Source organism: Flavobacterium sp., from assembly GCF_027533505.1.
In the GTDB taxonomy this organism is placed as follows: Bacteria; Bacteroidota; Bacteroidia; order Flavobacteriales; family Flavobacteriaceae; genus Flavobacterium.
Genome location: NZ_JAPZUB010000047.1, coordinates 24,176 through 41,088 on the forward strand (window position 1 = coordinate 24,176; position 16,913 = coordinate 41,088).

At 42.9% G+C, this 16,913-nt stretch carries 18 protein-coding genes; 5 read left to right on the forward strand and 13 right to left on the reverse strand.

Features of this window, described 5'->3' with window-relative positions:
- The first annotated feature begins 38 nt into the window (after positions 1 to 38).
- The gene (locus O9316_RS10145; RefSeq protein ID WP_298205359.1) at positions 39 to 533 is read left to right on the forward strand and encodes a DUF6646 family protein; all 495 of its coding nucleotides are present in this window, start codon (positions 39 to 41) and stop codon (positions 531 to 533) included.
- A 14-nt stretch (positions 534 to 547) separates the two neighbouring features.
- Positions 548 to 1,120: an alkylphosphonate utilization protein gene (locus tag O9316_RS10150; protein ID WP_298205360.1), complete on the forward strand. Its 573-nt coding sequence runs from the start codon at positions 548 to 550 to the stop codon at positions 1,118 to 1,120.
- Between the two features lie 80 nt (positions 1,121 to 1,200).
- Here the strand turns inward: O9316_RS10150 and O9316_RS10155 are convergent, their stop codons facing one another.
- The 3 genes from O9316_RS10155 to O9316_RS10165 form a co-directional block, all read right to left on the reverse strand.
- The gene (locus O9316_RS10155; RefSeq protein WP_298205361.1) at positions 1,201 to 2,754 is read right to left on the reverse strand and encodes an aldehyde dehydrogenase family protein; all 1,554 of its coding nucleotides are present in this window, start codon (positions 2,752 to 2,754) and stop codon (positions 1,201 to 1,203) included.
- A 57-nt stretch (positions 2,755 to 2,811) separates the two neighbouring features.
- Complete coding sequence (locus tag O9316_RS10160; RefSeq protein WP_298205362.1) at positions 2,812 to 3,342, reverse strand: 3-hydroxyanthranilate 3,4-dioxygenase; 531 nt, start codon at positions 3,340 to 3,342, stop codon at positions 2,812 to 2,814.
- 76 nt (positions 3,343 to 3,418) lie between these two features.
- Positions 3,419 to 4,531, reverse strand: coding sequence for an endonuclease/exonuclease/phosphatase family protein (locus O9316_RS10165; RefSeq protein WP_298205363.1), 1,113 nt, complete (start codon positions 4,529 to 4,531; stop codon positions 3,419 to 3,421).
- A gap of 136 nt (positions 4,532 to 4,667) precedes the next feature.
- Here O9316_RS10165 and O9316_RS10170 point away from each other — a divergent pair, with 136 nt between their 5' ends.
- From O9316_RS10170 to O9316_RS10180, 3 genes are read left to right on the forward strand one after another with little or no spacing between them, the layout of a single operon-like run.
- Positions 4,668 to 7,538, forward strand: a complete 2,871-nt coding sequence (locus O9316_RS10170; protein ID WP_298205364.1) for a TonB-dependent receptor — start codon at positions 4,668 to 4,670, stop codon at positions 7,536 to 7,538.
- Between the two features lie 18 nt (positions 7,539 to 7,556).
- Positions 7,557 to 8,927, forward strand: a complete 1,371-nt coding sequence (locus O9316_RS10175; RefSeq protein ID WP_298205365.1) for a DUF5689 domain-containing protein — start codon at positions 7,557 to 7,559, stop codon at positions 8,925 to 8,927.
- A gap of 1 nt (position 8,928) precedes the next feature.
- Positions 8,929 to 9,375: a hypothetical protein gene (locus O9316_RS10180; RefSeq protein WP_298205366.1), complete on the forward strand. Its 447-nt coding sequence runs from the start codon at positions 8,929 to 8,931 to the stop codon at positions 9,373 to 9,375.
- 51 nt (positions 9,376 to 9,426) lie between these two features.
- Here O9316_RS10180 and O9316_RS10185 read toward each other — a convergent pair whose 3' ends face one another.
- The 10 genes from O9316_RS10185 to O9316_RS10230 all read right to left on the reverse strand — a co-directional run bounded on the left by O9316_RS10185 (position 9,427) and on the right by O9316_RS10230 (position 16,656).
- Complete coding sequence (locus tag O9316_RS10185; RefSeq protein ID WP_298347145.1) at positions 9,427 to 10,422, reverse strand: NAD(P)H-dependent glycerol-3-phosphate dehydrogenase; 996 nt, start codon at positions 10,420 to 10,422, stop codon at positions 9,427 to 9,429.
- 227 nt (positions 10,423 to 10,649) lie between these two features.
- The gene (locus O9316_RS10190; protein WP_298347177.1) at positions 10,650 to 11,813 is read right to left on the reverse strand and encodes an iron-containing alcohol dehydrogenase; all 1,164 of its coding nucleotides are present in this window, start codon (positions 11,811 to 11,813) and stop codon (positions 10,650 to 10,652) included.
- Positions 11,814 to 11,881: 68 nt separating this feature from the next.
- On the reverse strand, positions 11,882 to 12,409 hold the full coding sequence (locus tag O9316_RS10195; protein ID WP_298347147.1) for a hypothetical protein: 528 nt from the start codon (positions 12,407 to 12,409) through the stop codon (positions 11,882 to 11,884).
- An 18-nt stretch (positions 12,410 to 12,427) separates the two neighbouring features.
- Positions 12,428 to 12,658 carry a hypothetical protein gene (locus O9316_RS10200; protein WP_298347149.1) on the reverse strand — a complete coding sequence of 77 codons (231 nt, stop codon included), beginning with the start codon at positions 12,656 to 12,658 and terminating at the stop codon, positions 12,428 to 12,430.
- 10 nt (positions 12,659 to 12,668) lie between these two features.
- Positions 12,669 to 13,355, reverse strand: a complete 687-nt coding sequence (locus O9316_RS10205; RefSeq protein ID WP_298347151.1) for a hypothetical protein — start codon at positions 13,353 to 13,355, stop codon at positions 12,669 to 12,671.
- Positions 13,356 to 13,406: 51 nt separating this feature from the next.
- Positions 13,407 to 13,637, reverse strand: a complete 231-nt coding sequence (locus O9316_RS10210) for a hypothetical protein (RefSeq protein ID WP_287785385.1) — start codon at positions 13,635 to 13,637, stop codon at positions 13,407 to 13,409.
- Positions 13,638 to 13,656: 19 nt separating this feature from the next.
- Positions 13,657 to 14,235 (reverse strand): nicotinate (nicotinamide) nucleotide adenylyltransferase, encoded by a 579-nt coding sequence (nadD, locus tag O9316_RS10215; RefSeq protein ID WP_298347154.1) that lies wholly within the window; start codon positions 14,233 to 14,235, stop codon positions 13,657 to 13,659.
- A gap of 129 nt (positions 14,236 to 14,364) precedes the next feature.
- A complete protein-coding gene (locus O9316_RS10220) occupies positions 14,365 to 14,727 on the reverse strand; it encodes a four helix bundle protein (RefSeq protein ID WP_287784738.1) in 363 nt (120 codons plus the stop codon).
- Between the two features lie 468 nt (positions 14,728 to 15,195).
- The gene (gmk, locus tag O9316_RS10225) at positions 15,196 to 15,771 is read right to left on the reverse strand and encodes a guanylate kinase (RefSeq protein ID WP_287784735.1); all 576 of its coding nucleotides are present in this window, start codon (positions 15,769 to 15,771) and stop codon (positions 15,196 to 15,198) included.
- Positions 15,772 to 15,795: 24 nt separating this feature from the next.
- Entirely contained in the window at positions 15,796 to 16,656 is an 861-nt protein-coding gene (locus O9316_RS10230; RefSeq protein WP_298347158.1) for a YicC/YloC family endoribonuclease, read from the reverse strand.
- Positions 16,657 to 16,913 lie beyond the last annotated feature (257 nt).

A 16,913-nucleotide genomic window follows, 5' to 3' on the forward strand; every position in this document is an offset into this window, starting at 1 on the left:
TAGGAATTTCTATCTTTGTTCCTTCAAAACGCTCAATTATGAAACGACTACTTATGATCGTAGCCTTAGGGGCTACACTCGGATTACAAGCACAAGCATTTAAAGGAAAAGGCGATGTGAAAGGGCAGGTGGGTGCTACTTTTCAAGACGGAGGTAATGGTATCGCTGTGACGGCCGATTTCGGTATCGGAGAAAACATCTCGTTGGGAATCATGACCAATTATATTTTAAATGCAGAACGCGATTTGAGTTTTAAACCCCGTTTTGAAGACCGAGCCGATGTGCGCTTGCGTTTTAATGCCAATATTGGGAACGTTTTCAAAATAGATGAAAAACTAGACATCTATCCCGGCTTAAGTTTGGGCTTACGCAATTTCGGAGGACATCTAGGCGTGCGGTACTTCTTCACCAATGGCTTTGGATTGTATACTGAATTTAGCGCTCCTTTTTCCCGATACGATTCAGACGTAGTGGGATACGAATACTACAACAATCAGTTTTTGTTCAATATCGGCGCGTCCTTTAATTTATAATTCCGCCGAAGCGAATGACTCCTATTGAAAAAAAATTACACGACCGCAGTGGAGCAGTGTGCGAAATTAGTGGAGCTACAGAAGACTTAGTGGTCTATACCGTAGCACCCAAAACTACAGAAAGTTTAGAAAACAGCATTCTTATTGCTAAAAAACTAAAAGATCAAATCGATAATCCAGAAACGACCGATCCCAACGATTGGCGCGGATTGAGCGATAGTATGTGGAACGAACAGCTGCCGGTACAAATCGTTTCTTGGCGCATGTTGGCCCGCTTGAAAAACCACGATTTACTCGAAATGATGTACCTCGATGAAGAAGCCTTAGCATGGGCAAAAGCGACCGGTGAAGGCGAGGAAGATGAAGGCAAAATCATTTACAAAGATTGCAACGGAAATATCCTTAACGATGGCGATTCGGTGGTGTTAATTAAAGATTTGGATGTGAAAGGCGCCAATTTCACCGCCAAACGCGGCGCCGCAGTGCACAACATCAAATTGGTTTGGGACAACGCCGACCAAATTGAAGGTCGGGTAGAAGGACAATACATCGTGATTCTTACCCAGTATGTGAAGAAAACCAAGTAACGTTATTTGATACAACAAAAAAGCGTCCCAATTTTACAGGACGCTTTTCTTTTTTCTTGCTTCTTTTCTCTAAAAAGAAACTATAAATCAAACTTGATTCCTTGTGCCAACGGCAAACTCGTAGAATAGTTGATCGTATTCGTTTGACGACGCATATAGACTTTCCAGGCATCAGAACCCGATTCACGGCCGCCACCAGTTTCTTTTTCACCACCAAAAGCACCGCCAATCTCAGCCCCCGAGGTGCCGATATTTACATTCGCAATACCACAGTCTGAACCGGCCGCCGATAAAAATGCCTCGGCCTCTCGTAAGTTATTCGTCATAATAGCTGAAGACAATCCTTGGGCCACACCGTTTTGAATTGCAATCGCTTCGGTCACATCTCCGCTGTATTTTAACAAATACAAGACTGGAGCAAACGTTTCATGTTGTACAATGGCAAAGTCGTTTTTCGCCTCTGCAATAGCAGGTTTCACATAACAACCACTTTCGTATCCTTCGCCGGTAAGTACGCCACCTTCAACCAAAATTGTACCGCCTTCAGCCACGACTTGTGCCAAGGCTTTGTTGTATTGTTCTACGGCATGCGTATCGATAAGCGGCCCCACGTGATTGTTTTGGTCCAAAGGATTCCCAATGCGTAACTGCCCGTAAGCGGCTACAATCGCATCTTTTACTTTGTCGTAAATACTTTCGTGGATGATTAATCGACGGGTTGAGGTACAACGTTGCCCCGCTGTTCCTACAGCACCAAACACAGCCCCGATAACCGTCATTTTAATATCAGCGTCGGGCGTGACAATAATCGCATTGTTTCCGCCTAATTCCAATAACGAACGACCCAAACGTGCCGCTACTTCTTGCGCTACAATTTTACCCATACGGGTCGAACCCGTAGCCGAAACCAAAGGAACGCGGGTGTCGCGGTTTAATAACTGTCCGATTTTATAATCGCCATTGATCAAGCAGGAAATTCCTTCGGGTAAGTGGTTTTCACGCAATACTTCGGCGATAATGTTTTGACAAGCCACGCCGCACAATGGTGTTTTTTCTGAGGGTTTCCAAACACAAACGTCACCACAAATCCAAGCCAAAGCCGTATTCCACGACCAAACGGCCACTGGGAAGTTGAAGGCCGAAATAATACCGACCACGCCTAGTGGATGGTATTGTTCATACATACGGTGGGAAGGACGTTCCGAGTGCATGGTTAAACCGTGTAATTGACGGGATAACCCTACGGCAAAGTCACAGATATCAATCATTTCTTGCACTTCACCCAAACCTTCTTGGTACGATTTTCCCATTTCATAAGAAACCAATTTCCCAAGAGGCTCTTTATAGTGACGCAATTTTTCTCCAAACTGACGCACAATTTCGCCACGCTTTGGAGCGGGCATTAAACGGAAGGTTTTAAAGGCTTCGGTAGCCGCTTGCATTACTTTTTCGTAATCGGCTTCGGTGGATGCTTTCACTTTAGCAATTAATTGGCCATCTACGGGCGAATAACTGTCGATTAACTCCCCTCCTGAAAACCACTGGGTTCCCGTGGAAGTTCCTTCGTTTACCGCTTTAATTCCTAAAAGTTCCAAGGCTTCGGTCATGCCGAATTGTTGTGCAATAGTTGCCATATATTCTAGTTTGTTTGTTGGGTCAAAAATAACGGATTCTCGCGTAAAAAAAAGCTATTATATAAAATTCGGATGCACCGGCATTTCTGTGCCGCATTGGGTACATTTCCGCAAGGTGTCGGAGGTGTAGAAAGCCTTAAAATGGGGTAAAAAATCGGTTTCAATATTGGTCAATTCAAAATAGACCTCATGGAGTTTATGATTGCATTGGCTACAAAACCAAAGTAGTCCATCTTTATACCCCTGGTTTTCACGCTTTCGTTCAATCACCAAACCGATAGAGCCTTCCGTACGGGCAGGCGAATGCGGTGTGCGCGCAGGAAGTAAAAACAGGTCTCCAGGTCCCAAAGCGATAGCCTTTTTTTCACCCTCTTCTTGAATGTAAATTGTGATATGTCCTTCCAATTGGTAAAAAAGTTCTTCCGTTTCGTTGTAATGAAAATCATTGCGGGCATTGGGACCCCCAACGACCATGACGATGTAGTCTTCGGAATCGACGTACAGATTTTTATTGGCTACAGGAGGTTGCAAAAGGTGTTTGTTGTTTGCAATCCATTGCGGAAGGTTAAAGGGTTTTGCCGCTGCCATAGGGATTCAATTTAAGATACAAATTAGGACACGAAAGGTACAAAATAAAAAAGTCAGCCGCCGCTGACTTTTGCTTTTATTTTACTTCCCGAACGAGGTAAACATATACCGGAAAGTGGTCGCTATAACCAATTTCGGTGAGCGTATGCCTCAAAGGATAGCCTTTGTATTGGCCAAAATTTTGAATCATATAGGGTTTGTTGTAAATCCCCGCTTTCCAGTATTGGAACTTCTTGTAATCTTTATCAATAAAGGCTTCCGAAACCATGATTTGATCAAAAATGTCACCCGCATCACGGTGGAATAAGGTGGCGTGCCCTTTGTAAAACATTTCTTCAAAAGGATTGTAAATGCCTTTCTCCTTTACTTCTTCTTTTTTGCGTTTGGCACCAATGCCTTCTTTTACGCTTTTATTGTACGTACCGTCATTCAAATCCCCCATGGTAATGATTTTTGCTTTGGGATTAATGGCAAACAACGAATCCATAATCTTTCGGTTCAATAAACCGGCAGCCTCACGAAACGGCGCGCTCTTTTTTTCACCCCCTGATCGGGAAGGCCAGTGATTCACGATAATACTCACTTCTTCACCGTCCAACAATCCAGTAACCAATAATTGATCACGGGTATACACGCGATTGGAGGATTTATCGGCTTCTACCTTATCGTCGGATTCTTCTTTTTCCTTGTCTTTATCTTTTTCTTTATCGCCTTTTCCTTCCATACTACGATAAATATAAAGGGGAATACTGGTGTAACTGGTGGGTTTAAAGTGTTTTTTCTGGTATAGTAAAGCCACATCAATCCCGCGTTTGTCGGGCGAATCAAAATGGATAATACCGTAATCTTTATTGACTAACAAGGGTTGTTTCACCAAATCTTCCAAAACCCCACGGTTTTCAATTTCACAACCCCCAATAAGTACAGGACTGTTGCTTTGTTGTTCCCCAGTGCCAATTTCTGAAAGCACTTTCGATAAGTTGTGTAATTTCTGACGGTATTTTTTATGCGTCCAATTTTGAGCCCCATTGGGCAACCATTCTTCGTCGTTATTCTCTTGGTTAATGGTGTCAAAGAGGTTTTCGAAATTGTAAAAGGCAACGGTATGGAGTTCGAATTTTCCTTGAGCAAAAAGCGTATTTGTTGCTAATATGGCAAAAACAAATACGATATTTTTAATTTTCTTCATTTTAGTCAATTTAAATTAAAGTTAAGCTTACGCAAACTTCACGCCAAAAGTAAATATTATAATGAAAAAATGTACCTTTGCTGCCTGTTAAGTTTATCTTAACTTTTTTTATATCAAAATTAACATTGCTTTATTTATGAAAAAACTTGTTTATGTTACTTTACTGCTCCTTCAGTGCTGGGCTGCCGTAGCGCAATCTGGAAGCGGAGTGAAAGGTAAAGTAGTGGAAGCGAAGACGAACAAGGCCTTGCAAAACGTCATCGTTTCTATTCAGAACACCAACTTTACCCAAGTGACCAACCGCGAGGGGGAGTTTGTATTCAACGATTTAAATCCAGGGGCTGTTCTTTTAAAAGTGAGTAGTACCGGATTTAAAGACCAACTTCTAAGTGTAGAAGTAGCCAAAGGTCAAATTTCTGATTTAGGATTGATTATTCTAGAAGAGGATGTGACCTTGGAGCAGCAAATCAACTTGATTACGATTCTTGAAAACGACTTGAATGACGACAACAGCGGTTCTGAAAATACGGCTGGTTTGTTGCAAGCGTCGCGGGATACGTATCAACAAGCCGCCGCGTTCAACTGGGGACAAGCTCGTTTCCGTATTCGTGGTTTAGACAATGAATATGCGACTACCATGATTAATGGAGTAGTGATGAATAAATTGTTGGACAACCGTCCACAATGGGGGAACTGGGGGGGATTGAACGATGCCACGCGTAACCAAGAATTTACCATGGGTTCAGCACCTTCGGATTATACGTTTGGGGGAATTTTAGGAACACAAGAAATCAATACCCGCGCATCAATTTACCGCAAAGGGACCCGTTTGTCGTATGCAGGGACCAACACCAACTACAACTGGCGTGCTATGGCCACCCATGCTTCAGGAATGAATGCCGATGGATGGGCGTTTGTAATTTCAGCCTCCCGTCGTTGGGCACAAGAAGCATATTTTGAAGGAACCGATTATTCTGCAAATTCGCTTTTTGCCAGCATTGAAAAACGAATCAACGACAACCATAGTTTGAACTTAACCACCATTTATGCGCAAAACCGTCGGGGACGTAACTCTTCCAATACCGATGAAATCAACAGCATTGCGGGAGTGAACTACAACTCTTTCTGGGGTTGGCAAGATGGGGAAAAACGGAATTCCCGTGATCGTGAAGTAGACGAACCCATTTTAATGCTTACGCACTATTGGAAATTAAGCGATAAAACACGCTTGACCTCCAATGTAATGTACCAATTTGGTAAAATTGGAAACTCGCGTTTGGACTTTGTAAACGCTGCGAATCCCGATCCAACATACTACCAAAATTTACCCAGTTACTTTACATCATTGTATGAAAATGACCCTTCAGTGGTTCCCGCTTCGGCCTACCAACCCGGTGGTTTAGGAGGTGTTTTTACGCCCAACCTAGTAGGAGCAATGGACGCACCGTTCTTTACCCAACGTCAAATCGATTGGAATGCCATGTACCGCGCCAACACCACGCCTATCTTGGATGCCAACGGTAATGAAATCGGTCGTCAAGCCGCTGAGAGTAAATACGTATTATACGAAGACCGTACCGACGACAACTTGTTTGTAGCCAACACTATTTTAAGCTCTCAATTGTCAGACAACATTGTGATGAATGGAGGCGCAAGCTACAGCCGTTTGAAATCGGCCAACTTCCAAATGTTGACCGACTTATTGGGAGGGTCTCATTTAGTTGATATCGATCCATTTCAAACCGGTACAGCACAACAACCCGACTTAAACAACCCCAACCGTCGTGTGGTAGAAGGCGATAAATACGGGTACAACTACAACTTGTTTGCCGATCATATCGATGCCTTTACACAGTTTAAATTTACCTACAAAAAAGTAGATTTCTATTTGGCACAATCTTTTAGCCGTAAAACCTACCAACGCGAGGGATTATACCGCAACGGAATTTATGCCAACTCTTCTTTTGGAAAAAGTGACAAAGTAGATTTTGACAACTTTGGATTCAAAGGAGGGTTAACGTACAAAGTGACGGGTAAGCACTTCTTGACCATGAACAGTCTTTTCATGACCAAAGCGCCATCCATGCGTAATGTGTTTTTCAATGCCCGTTTAAGCAATACGCCTATCCGCAACTTACAAAGCGAGCGGGTGTCCAACTTGGATTTGAGTTATGCCATCAAAACGCCATCCTTCAAAGCCCGTATTACTGCCTACTATGCCAACATTCAAAACGCTACCGAAACGTCTTTCTTCTTTGCCGAAGGTGCTTTTGAAGATAACGATGGCGATGGAGGCGATGCTTTCGTAGCGGAGATTGTAACCGGATTGGATAAATTGAATTTCGGAGCGGAGTTAGGGTTGGAATACCAAATTACCTCAACCATTAAAGCTACGGCTGCCGCTTCTTACGGACAGTTTACGTACAACAGCAATCCGAATGTTGTGTTGAACGATGATACCCGTGCAGCCAATGGGTTATCGACCTTAGTGAACTTAGGAGAAGCTAAATTGAAAAACTACCGTCAACCGGGAATCCCAAATCAAGCGTATGCCGTTGGTTTAGAATACCGCGATCCGAAGTTTTGGTGGGTAGGTGCCAATGTAAACTACTTGGCCGATACGTATTTGGATGTTTCTTCTGTATTGCGCACCAACAGTTTCTTGCGCAATCCACAAGATGCCAATGGATTCCAATTCCCCGAAGCGACTCAAGAACGCGTGGATCAGTTGTTGAAACAAGAAAAATTTGACCCCTATACGCTTGTGAACTTAACCGGAGGAAAATCGTGGAGAATTTCAGGTAAAAACCCAATCACCTTGGGATTATTTGCCACTTTAAATAATATCTTTGATGTACGGTACAAAACCGGCGGATTTGAACAAGCACGTAATGCCAATTTCCGTGAATTAAACCAAGATGTATCCAGTGGAACTCCTGCTTTTGCACCCCGCTACTTCTACGGTTTCGGTCGTACCTATTTCTTCAATTTTTACATTAATTTCTAAAAAAAATAAAAGCACTATATGAAAACAACTTTTTTTAAACCCGTTCTTGCGCTAACGCTTTTAGCAAGTACTTTTGTCGGTTGTGTGAACGACGACAATTACGATACTCCTCAGGTCAATTGTATCGAAACGACCTTGGTGAAAACCAAAGAAGTTGCCGATATTACGGCCGGTTCTACGGTAGCTCAGTATACACAAGACGATGTGATTGAGGCCTATGTAGTTTCTTCGGATAAAGGGGGTAACTTCTTTAAATCCATTTCTTTCCAAACGATTCCTACAACAGCAAATCCCGTTCCTTCAGCGTTCAGTGTCCCTGTAGATGTGACGTCAACGTTTATTACGTTTGAACCCGGACGCAAAGTATTGATCAAAATGAAAGATTTATACACCGACGTAAGCAATGGAGGTCGTCGTTTTGGAGGTTTGTTTGTAAATTCTACCGGAACTGCCTCAGTGGGTCGTTTGGCACCTGCGTTATACCGTACGGTTTTAAACAAAGCATGTACTATTGTTCCTGAAGATCAATTAAAACGCACCTTGACCATTCCGCAATTGTTGAACGATGCCAACATCAATACATTGGTGGAGTTGGATAATGTACAGTTCTCCAACCAAGCGATTTCAACAACCTACTATGATGCCAATAATGACTTAGGGGGGGCTACCAATCACTTGTTGGTAGACGCCGATGGAAAAACAGTAATTTTCCGTACCAGTAGTTTTGCCAACTTTGCTTCACGTCCTGTAGCTTCTGGCCGTGGAAAAGTGCGTGGAATTTTGACAAAATTTGGTTCTGACTACCAGTTTGTTGCCCGTACAGAAGAAGATATTAAATTGACAGGACCTCGTTTGGTGCCTTTGTTCTCTGAAAATTTCGAAGGAATTGCCAACACAGGAAACAACCAATTCATTGCTTTACCCGGATGGAGTAACGTATCAATGAATAGTGGAAATGAACGTTGGGAAGCTCGTATCTTCAGTGGAAATAAATATGCGCAGTTTTCCCCTTTTGGATTAACGCCAGCAGAAAATAACGTAGATACGCGTTTAATTACACCGGGTATCAATTTGACAGGTACCACCGGAGCTTTCTTGCGTTTTGGGTCTAAAATTGGTTTTGCCAATGGTGAAGCGGTAACAGTTTGGATTTCGACCAACTATAATGGTTCAGGATTGGCTGCAGATGTAAATGCTGCTACTTGGACACAATTGCCGGCTACTTTTGCACCACAGACGAGCAGTTTCCCAACCAACTTTACCAGTTCAGGTGATGTGGATTTATCAGCGTATACCGGAACAGTATACATCTCGTTCCGATATGTAGGAGGAACCAACAACATTACCTCGACTTACCAAATTGACAACATTGAAGTTATTGCACAATAAGATGAAGAAGTTCGTATTCCTTTTAATGGCACTCCCCTTGCTTTTTACCGCTTGTGGAGAAGACGAAGAGACGTTTGTGCAACAAAATTACCTCGTGGGCAAATGGGAAATTTCGCAAACAGGTACTATGAATGCACAAGGCGCCATCAATTATACCAATTATGTGAATGACGCCAATTGTGATAAAGACAATTATATCTTCAATGCTGACCTTACGTACCAACAAAACGATTTTGTGAATTCAGGAACCTGTACCAACCAATCGATTTCGGGAACGTACAACCGCTTGTCGACCAATCTAACGTTGCGTTATACAACCAATGTTGGGGGTACGCCACAAGTGGTTAACCAATCGCTAACGATTGTGTCATTAACCTATACCGAAATAGTGGTAGCGTTCACCAATAGTTCCAATCAATTGGTTTACCTAAAAATGACTAAGGTATAGTCAATGAAAATAAACCCAAAAAAAAGAGCCTCAACATTGAGGCTCTTTTTTTTAATCCAATTGTTCGGTTAATTTCTTAAACGTGCTTTTGGCATCTTTCCCTTCATATAAGATGGCATACACCGCATCAATGATGGGTGTTTTTGCTTTATAATCCTGGTTGAGTTTGTAGGCACTCTTAACGGCATAATACCCTTCGGCCACCATACTCATTTCCATCATCGCCGATTTGACCGTATACCCTTTTCCAATCATGTTTCCAAACATACGGTTGCGGGAAAAAACCGAGTAGCCCGTCACGAGCAAGTCGCCCAAATAGGCCGAGTTGTTAATGTTGCGCTTCATGCGGTGCACTTTTTTAATGAATTTCTTCATCTCCCGAATGGCATTACTCATTATCACCGATTGGAAATTATCACCATAGCCCAAACCATGCGCAATTCCCGCCGCAATGGCGTAAATGTTTTTCAACATGGCCGCATATTCGGTCCCAATGATGTCATCAGAGGTTTTGGTTTTAATATAATTCCCCGCCAATAGCTTGGCCATGACCCGTGCCTTTTTGGTGTCCCCGCAGGCAATAGTCAAATACGATAAACGCTCTAAAGCTACTTCTTCGGCATGACACGGCCCCGTGATTACTCCAATATTGTGGTAAGGGATCCCATAGGTGGTATGAAAATGTTCGCCGACGATTAAGAACGTTTCGGGCACGATACCTTTGATGGCCGAGAAGATAATCTTATCCTCCAGGGGCACGGTCAACTTTTCCAATTCGCGGCTTAAAAAGGCCGAAGGAATGGCAAAAATCACATAATCGGCATAAGCGACCGCTTCATTGATGTCTTGTGTTAAGCGTAATTTAGTAATATCAAATTCCACCGAGCTCAAATAGTTCGGATTGTGTTTGTAGGCTTTCAAATGGTCAATAGCCGCCTCGTTGCGCATGTACCAGGCAATTTCGTCCAAGTTAACGCATAGCATTTTGGCAATGGCTGTGGCCCAACTGCCGCCACCGATAACCGCTATTTTAGGTTGTTTTTGCATGTGTGTGGGTTTGATTTTTCAAAAATAGGGTATTTATTTCGGCTACCCAAGATTCCACCGAAACAGCGCCGTAAAACTTTAACGTTTATTTTAACACAGCAAACTACAATTTCATGTTTTTACCCTCGTTATCCTTGCAAAGGTTAGTTTAGTGAATTTTTGTTTTGGGTTGAAAAAAAGGCGTTCGGTATAATATCGAACGCCTTTTGTGTTTTAAGTAAAATGAATTAATAACTGAGGGTAACTATTTCCCGTACTTTTTCGAGCGTTACATTTTGACGTTCGCCGAGTCCCAACCAGCCGCGTTCTTCAAAGCGTTGCACAATAAAGTCGGCCGTATTTTCCCAATTTTCTGCATTTTCCGAAATACGGGTTTTCATGCCCATAGTGTGGAAAAATTCAACCGTCTTGTCAATCGCAGCTGTGGCAATTTCTTCGGTGGTTCCTGTCAAATTCCAAACGCGTTGCCCGTATTGTGCCAACTTCTCTTTTTTCGTCTCAAACATCACACGGTACAAATTCGGCCCGATAATCGCCAAGGTACGCGCATGGTCAATCTCATACAACGCGGTCAATTCGTGCCCAATCATGTGCGTCGCCCAATCGGAAGGCACTCCTTTTTGAATCAACCCGTTCAAGGCCATTGTCGCCGACCACACAAAGTTGGAGGCCAATTTATAATCGGTTGGGTTTTCAACGACCGAAGGACCAATTTCGATCAAGGTTTGCAAAATACTCTCCGCAATACGGTCTTGCAACATGGCATCGTGCGGATACGTTACGTACTGCTCCATGACGTGGGTAAAGGCATCGACCACCCCGTTTTGCAATTGCCGTTTCGGTAACGAAGCAATCACTGTAGGGTCTACAATCGAGAATTTAGGGAACAATGCACTACCGCCCAAGGTTAATTTTTCTTGGGTTGCCTCAATGGTGACTACGGCGCCCGAATTCATTTCCGAACCCGTTGCGGGCAACGTCAACACCGTTCCAAAAGGCACACAAACCGAGGCATCTTTAAATAAAATGCGTTGTTTCAAGATTTCAATCGCATCACCCGGATAGTGTACTGCCGCCGAAATAAATTTCACCCCGTCAATGACACTTCCGCCGCCGATGGCCAAGATAAAACCAATGTTTTCAGCACGGATTAATTCCACGGCCTTCATCAAGGTTTCGTAGCGTGGATTGGGTTCGACACCCCCAAATTCGACCCATTCATAACCCGCCAACGCCGCTTTCACTTGGTCGTATACGCCGTTTTTAAAAATACTTCCGCCGCCATACGCCAATAAAATCTTGGTGTTTTTGGGCGTTACTTCCGCCAATTTAGCGATTTGTCCCTGGCCAAAAATATAATGGACCGGATTGTATAGTTCAAAATTATTCATCATTCAAAAAATTAAAGTCCAAAGGTAATTCATTCCCCTTATAACGGGTGGTAAGGGAATGTTAAGGTTCAGGGAATATAACTTTGCAGTACATCTCTTAACGGATGAAGATAGTTTTCGGAAGGGATACGAAATTGTAATCGATGGGTAGCGTCTGCGGTTTTGAACGTGAAATAATTGGAAGTACCCGAACTAAGTACAACTTTGGATGACTTTGCACCAATAGTTTTTCCTGAATAATCGTCAATAGCATAGGAAACCATTACAAAATCATTTTTGGAATAACGCGTTTCATTCCACTCAAAACCCTCATAATCAAAACGGATGTAACCCTCGAAGTTTCCCGAATCATTACAATACTCAATATGATTAAGGTAGCGGTGGATTATAAAGGCGAAAAAACCAACTACGAAAAAATAGGGAATAAACGTTGGAGATTCAAGTTCCTTAATCGAATAGTAGAGATGCACAATTACCCCGATAAAAAACAGTAAAAGTCCACCAAAAAAAAAGTCAAAACGTTGTGGTAGAATCCATTTTTTCCAGTCAAACTTTGGTTCAGGAAGGGGATGGAAAAGACTAAAATGTAGGGTCATCTCAAATAGTTTTTATGCTCACCGATACAACAAATTCGAATCCACATACGCCCATACCGCTTCGGGTAGGAGTGGCCGAACATTCTTCTGTTGGGCAATGCCCTCGCGTATCGCAGTAGCGGAAATAGTTACATACAAATTGACATTCATTCTCATCTTAAAAACGGCAATTTTTTTGGGCGAAAAACAGGAACGTGCTCCTTTTCGTTCTGTTAGTTCAAAATCGTTACTCGGAAAAATACAATGCATTCCTCGGTTTTTAGAATCCATAAACAACCAATCGGTCTTTGTAAACACCCTTTTCAATTTTCCAAATTACGATGTAACCTCCCGCACCATCACCGTTTTCGGTCTGAATGTATAAGGTGTCTGTTGCCGCGTCATAATTAACTTTTGCACTGTTTAAATTAGGTTCATAAAGTCCCTTTAAGGCCGATTTAGGCACGGGTATTGTTTGCGCCCCAATATCAATCCGTATGTTTTCAAATTCAGTATTGGGCATACCGCCATCAGTTCCCCAATAGCGTTGATTATCAATGAATTCAATTTGTTTGGGATATTTAGCGACATACGTGAAAGTATGCTTATCCTTGTCAAAATTGCATTGACGTAGCGTTACTACTATAGCGTCTTTTTTTAGAGTAATTGAGGTCGTGGTCTGTGCTGAAATGGTAAATGCGGGGAAACTTGAGATCAAACGGTATCTATTCTTATAAATGTAGCCATTTCGTTCATTATTGTCAATCGTATAATCGATGTTCGTCCAATTCCCTTTAGATTCAAAACAATAAACCAATTGACCTTTACCCAATCGGTCGATAACATTGCTGTTTTTTGAACCGTCCTCTCGAACATTTAGTAAACTATCTTTATCGTGAACAACGGCAAATTGCCCCACACAAAAAGAAGTCAAAAGGAAAAGCGTAAACGTCAAAATTAATCTCATAGATACAAATCGTAAAGTACAACTACGAAGCCAAAATCCAAACCCTGTAGGCTATCTTTCTTTTTTTACAAGCCATCGATGGACTAAAAACAAACCCAAGCCAACGATATAAAATAAGGTGGTATAGGTAGGAGCATCTTTATCTATGAATTTAGCCCCCAGCTGAATCATAGCCCCCACAAAAAGGATAATTAAACCTATAAAACGCAATTGCGAACGAAGGAAGGTAAAGAAAGTTTTCTTTGGAGCATTCGCAGGAGGATTGTTTGGAGATGATTTCATGTCTAATGTTGTTTTTGGTTTACCGATACAACAAATTCGCATCCACATACGTCCATACCGCTTCGGGTAGGAGTGGCCGAACATTCTTCTGTTGGGCAATGCCCTCGCGTATCGCAGTCGACGAGATTTCGACTACGGGTGCGTTAATTTTATGCACGTGTGGATGCTGTAGCAATTCAGGTAAGGCCTCCCCCGCCGCTATGCGGGGATAGACATAAATCGCATGGTGCGCCAAGATGTATTCGTAGTTTTTCCATTTGTGCAACGAATTCAGATTGTCTTCGCCCATAATCAGTGCAAATTCATGCTGGGGAAATTTCTCCTCCAAATGGACCAAGGTAGTCACGGTATAGTTGGGTTGCGGCAACTTAAATTCAATGTCCGAAGGTTTTATTTTCGGATAGGCCTCTGTGGCCAAATGCACCAAATGCAAGCGCTGGTAATCGTCGAGCAAGGTGCGCTTCTCCTTATGCGGATTATGCGGCGTCACCACCATCCAGATCTGATCCAAATCGGAATACTCCGCCAAATGATTCGCAATAATCAAATGCCCCACATGAATGGGGTTGAAGGTGCCGAAGTAAAGACCTATTTTCATAGAGTGACTAGTGACTAGTGATTAGTGATTAGTGACCTGCTTATGCCGGCAGGCAGGTTAGTGACTAGTTCCGATATAATCGGAATTTCTAGTAACCAGTAATTTAATGATGTAAAGTAAGAACTTTTTTTAATGTAATGATTTTGAAAATGCATTTATCATTTTACCTTCTTCTTGAATTTGATGTAGAATGGAATTCATTAATTCAATATCAGTGATGAAGCGAAAACGTTCTGCAAGTAGTAATTGAGTTTCCAGTTCATATAGCGAACCTCTAGCAATGGCAAGAAAGTACACAAAAGAACGGTTAGAGTTTCTTCCAAATCCTTCTGCTATATTTGATGGAATAGAAAGAGCACTTCGTTTCATTTGATGAATTAAAATATCCTTTTCTTCTTTTGGAAATGATTTTACGAGTAGGTAAACGGATTCAGTTATGTCCATTCCTTTTCTCCAGATATGGAGATCCTTGTGGCTTTTAATTGAGTTCATAATGGCTTAAATTTAAGAGTCAAATATATAAATTTCAACCTTAATCACCAACTAATCACCAATCACCCCCGAAGTTTCGGGGCTAGTCACTAGTCACTAATCACTAGTCACTAATCACTAATCACCCCCGAAGTTTCGAGGCTAGTCACTAGTCACTAATCACTAGTCACTAATCACTAGTCACCCCCGAAGTTTCGGGACTAGTCACCAGTCACCAGTCACCAGTCACTAATCACTAATCACTAATCACCCCCGAAGTTTCGAGGCTAGTCACCAGTCACTAGTCACTAATTACTAATCACTAGTCACCCCCGAAGTTTCGAGGCTAGTCACTAGTCACTAATTACTAATCACTAATCACTAGTCACCCCCGAAGTTTCGAGGCTAGTCACCAGTCACTAATCACTAGTCACTAGTCACTAATCACCAGTCACTAGTCACCAGTCACTAATCACTAGTCACTAGTCACTAATCACCCCCAACAAACCCCCTCACCAGCTCCACCGCCTCCTGCTTCGCCGTATCCAAATCATAATTCTTGATGATTTTGTCAAACTGGGGCGCTGTGGCCAATTCGACGTGGGCTTTGGCAATGCGCATGTTGATTTTCTCGTCGGTTTCGGTAGAGCGCTCTTTCAAGCGGCGCTTCAATTCGTCTACGCTTGGCGGTTTCACAAAGACGGCCAAGGTTTGCTCGGGAAATTTCTTTTTGATGCGCAACCCACCTGCCACGTCGATGTCAAAAATCACATTTTTACCCAAGGCCCAAATGCGTTCCACCTCACTTTTTAAGGTGCCGTAAAAGTTGTCGCGGTACACTTCTTCCCATTCCACAAAATCCTCCGCTTTGATGTGCTGTTTAAAATCGGCAATGCTGATATAGTAGTAGTCTTTGCCATGAATTTCGGTACCGCGTGGGGCACGGGTAGTGCACGACACCGAGAACTCCAAGTTCAAGTCGGGAATGCCCAGCAAGTGACGTACAATAGTAGTTTTCCCCGATCCCGAGGGTGCCGAAAAGACGATTAATTTTCCTGTTGCCATGGGTGTTGTATAGCGTGCAAATAGTTATAAAACATTTAGCACCTGTTCCTTAATTTTTTCCAACTCATCCTTCATCAAAACCACGCATTTTTGCATTTCGGCATGGTTCGATTTTGACCCCATCGTATTGATTTCACGGCCCATTTCTTGGGTGATAAAGCCCAATTTACGTCCGTTGGCTTCCTTCCCGGCAAGGGTTTCCAGAAAATAGTTGAGGTGATTATCGAGGCGCACGCGTTCTTCCGTAATGTCGTATTTCTCGAGGTAGTAAATAAGTTCCTGCTCAAAGCGGTTTTCATCGACATTGGCTTCCAGTTCTTCCAAAGCGGTACGCAAACGCGTTTTCACCGTTTCGATACGTTCCGCGTCATAACTGACAGCCTCTTGCATTAGCGTGCGAATGTTGGCAATGCGTTGTGTAAATTCTTTTTCCAGCGCCAATCCCTCATCACAGCGAAAGTGAATCATCGCACTCAGGGCCTCGTCAATCACCGTTTGAATCTGGGTCCATTCGGACGCGTCAATATCGTCGCGTTCGGTTTTTAAGGCATCGGGCATGCGCACGGCCATTTTCATGAGTTCGGTGGCATCAGCCTCGGGCAGAATTTCCCGCATTTGTGCGATATAGCCCTTTACTATGGGAGCATTGATCTTAGAAGCCGTTTCCTCGCCCGTAATTTCAATAAACAGCGAAAAATCAACCTTCCCGCGCTCCAGGCGTTGCGAAAGTAAGTTCCGCACCCCCAATTCCATCTCCCGATACAACGAAGGCATCCGCGTATTGACATCCAGCCCCTTACTGTTCAACGATTTGATTTCAACGGTTATTTTCTTGGTGGGCAGTTGCAACGAAGCCTTCCCAAAACCAGTCATGGATTGTATCATAGGTAAAGTAAAGGGGCAAAGATAGTTTTTTTTTCTGGCCCCTGGCAAGCCACCGCGCTATCCGCTATATCCCTCCACTGCGTTACGGGGATGCCGCTTCTATCGCTGGGGCGGGTGCCGGTGGATTTATGAGGTAATATGCTAATTTGAAGATTGGAGTTCAAACTCGACTTTTGACTTACGACTTTTTGACTTACGACTTTCTAACGTCCAAAGTCTAACGACTAAAGACTTTTAAGTTGAGAAAAAAGAGCAAA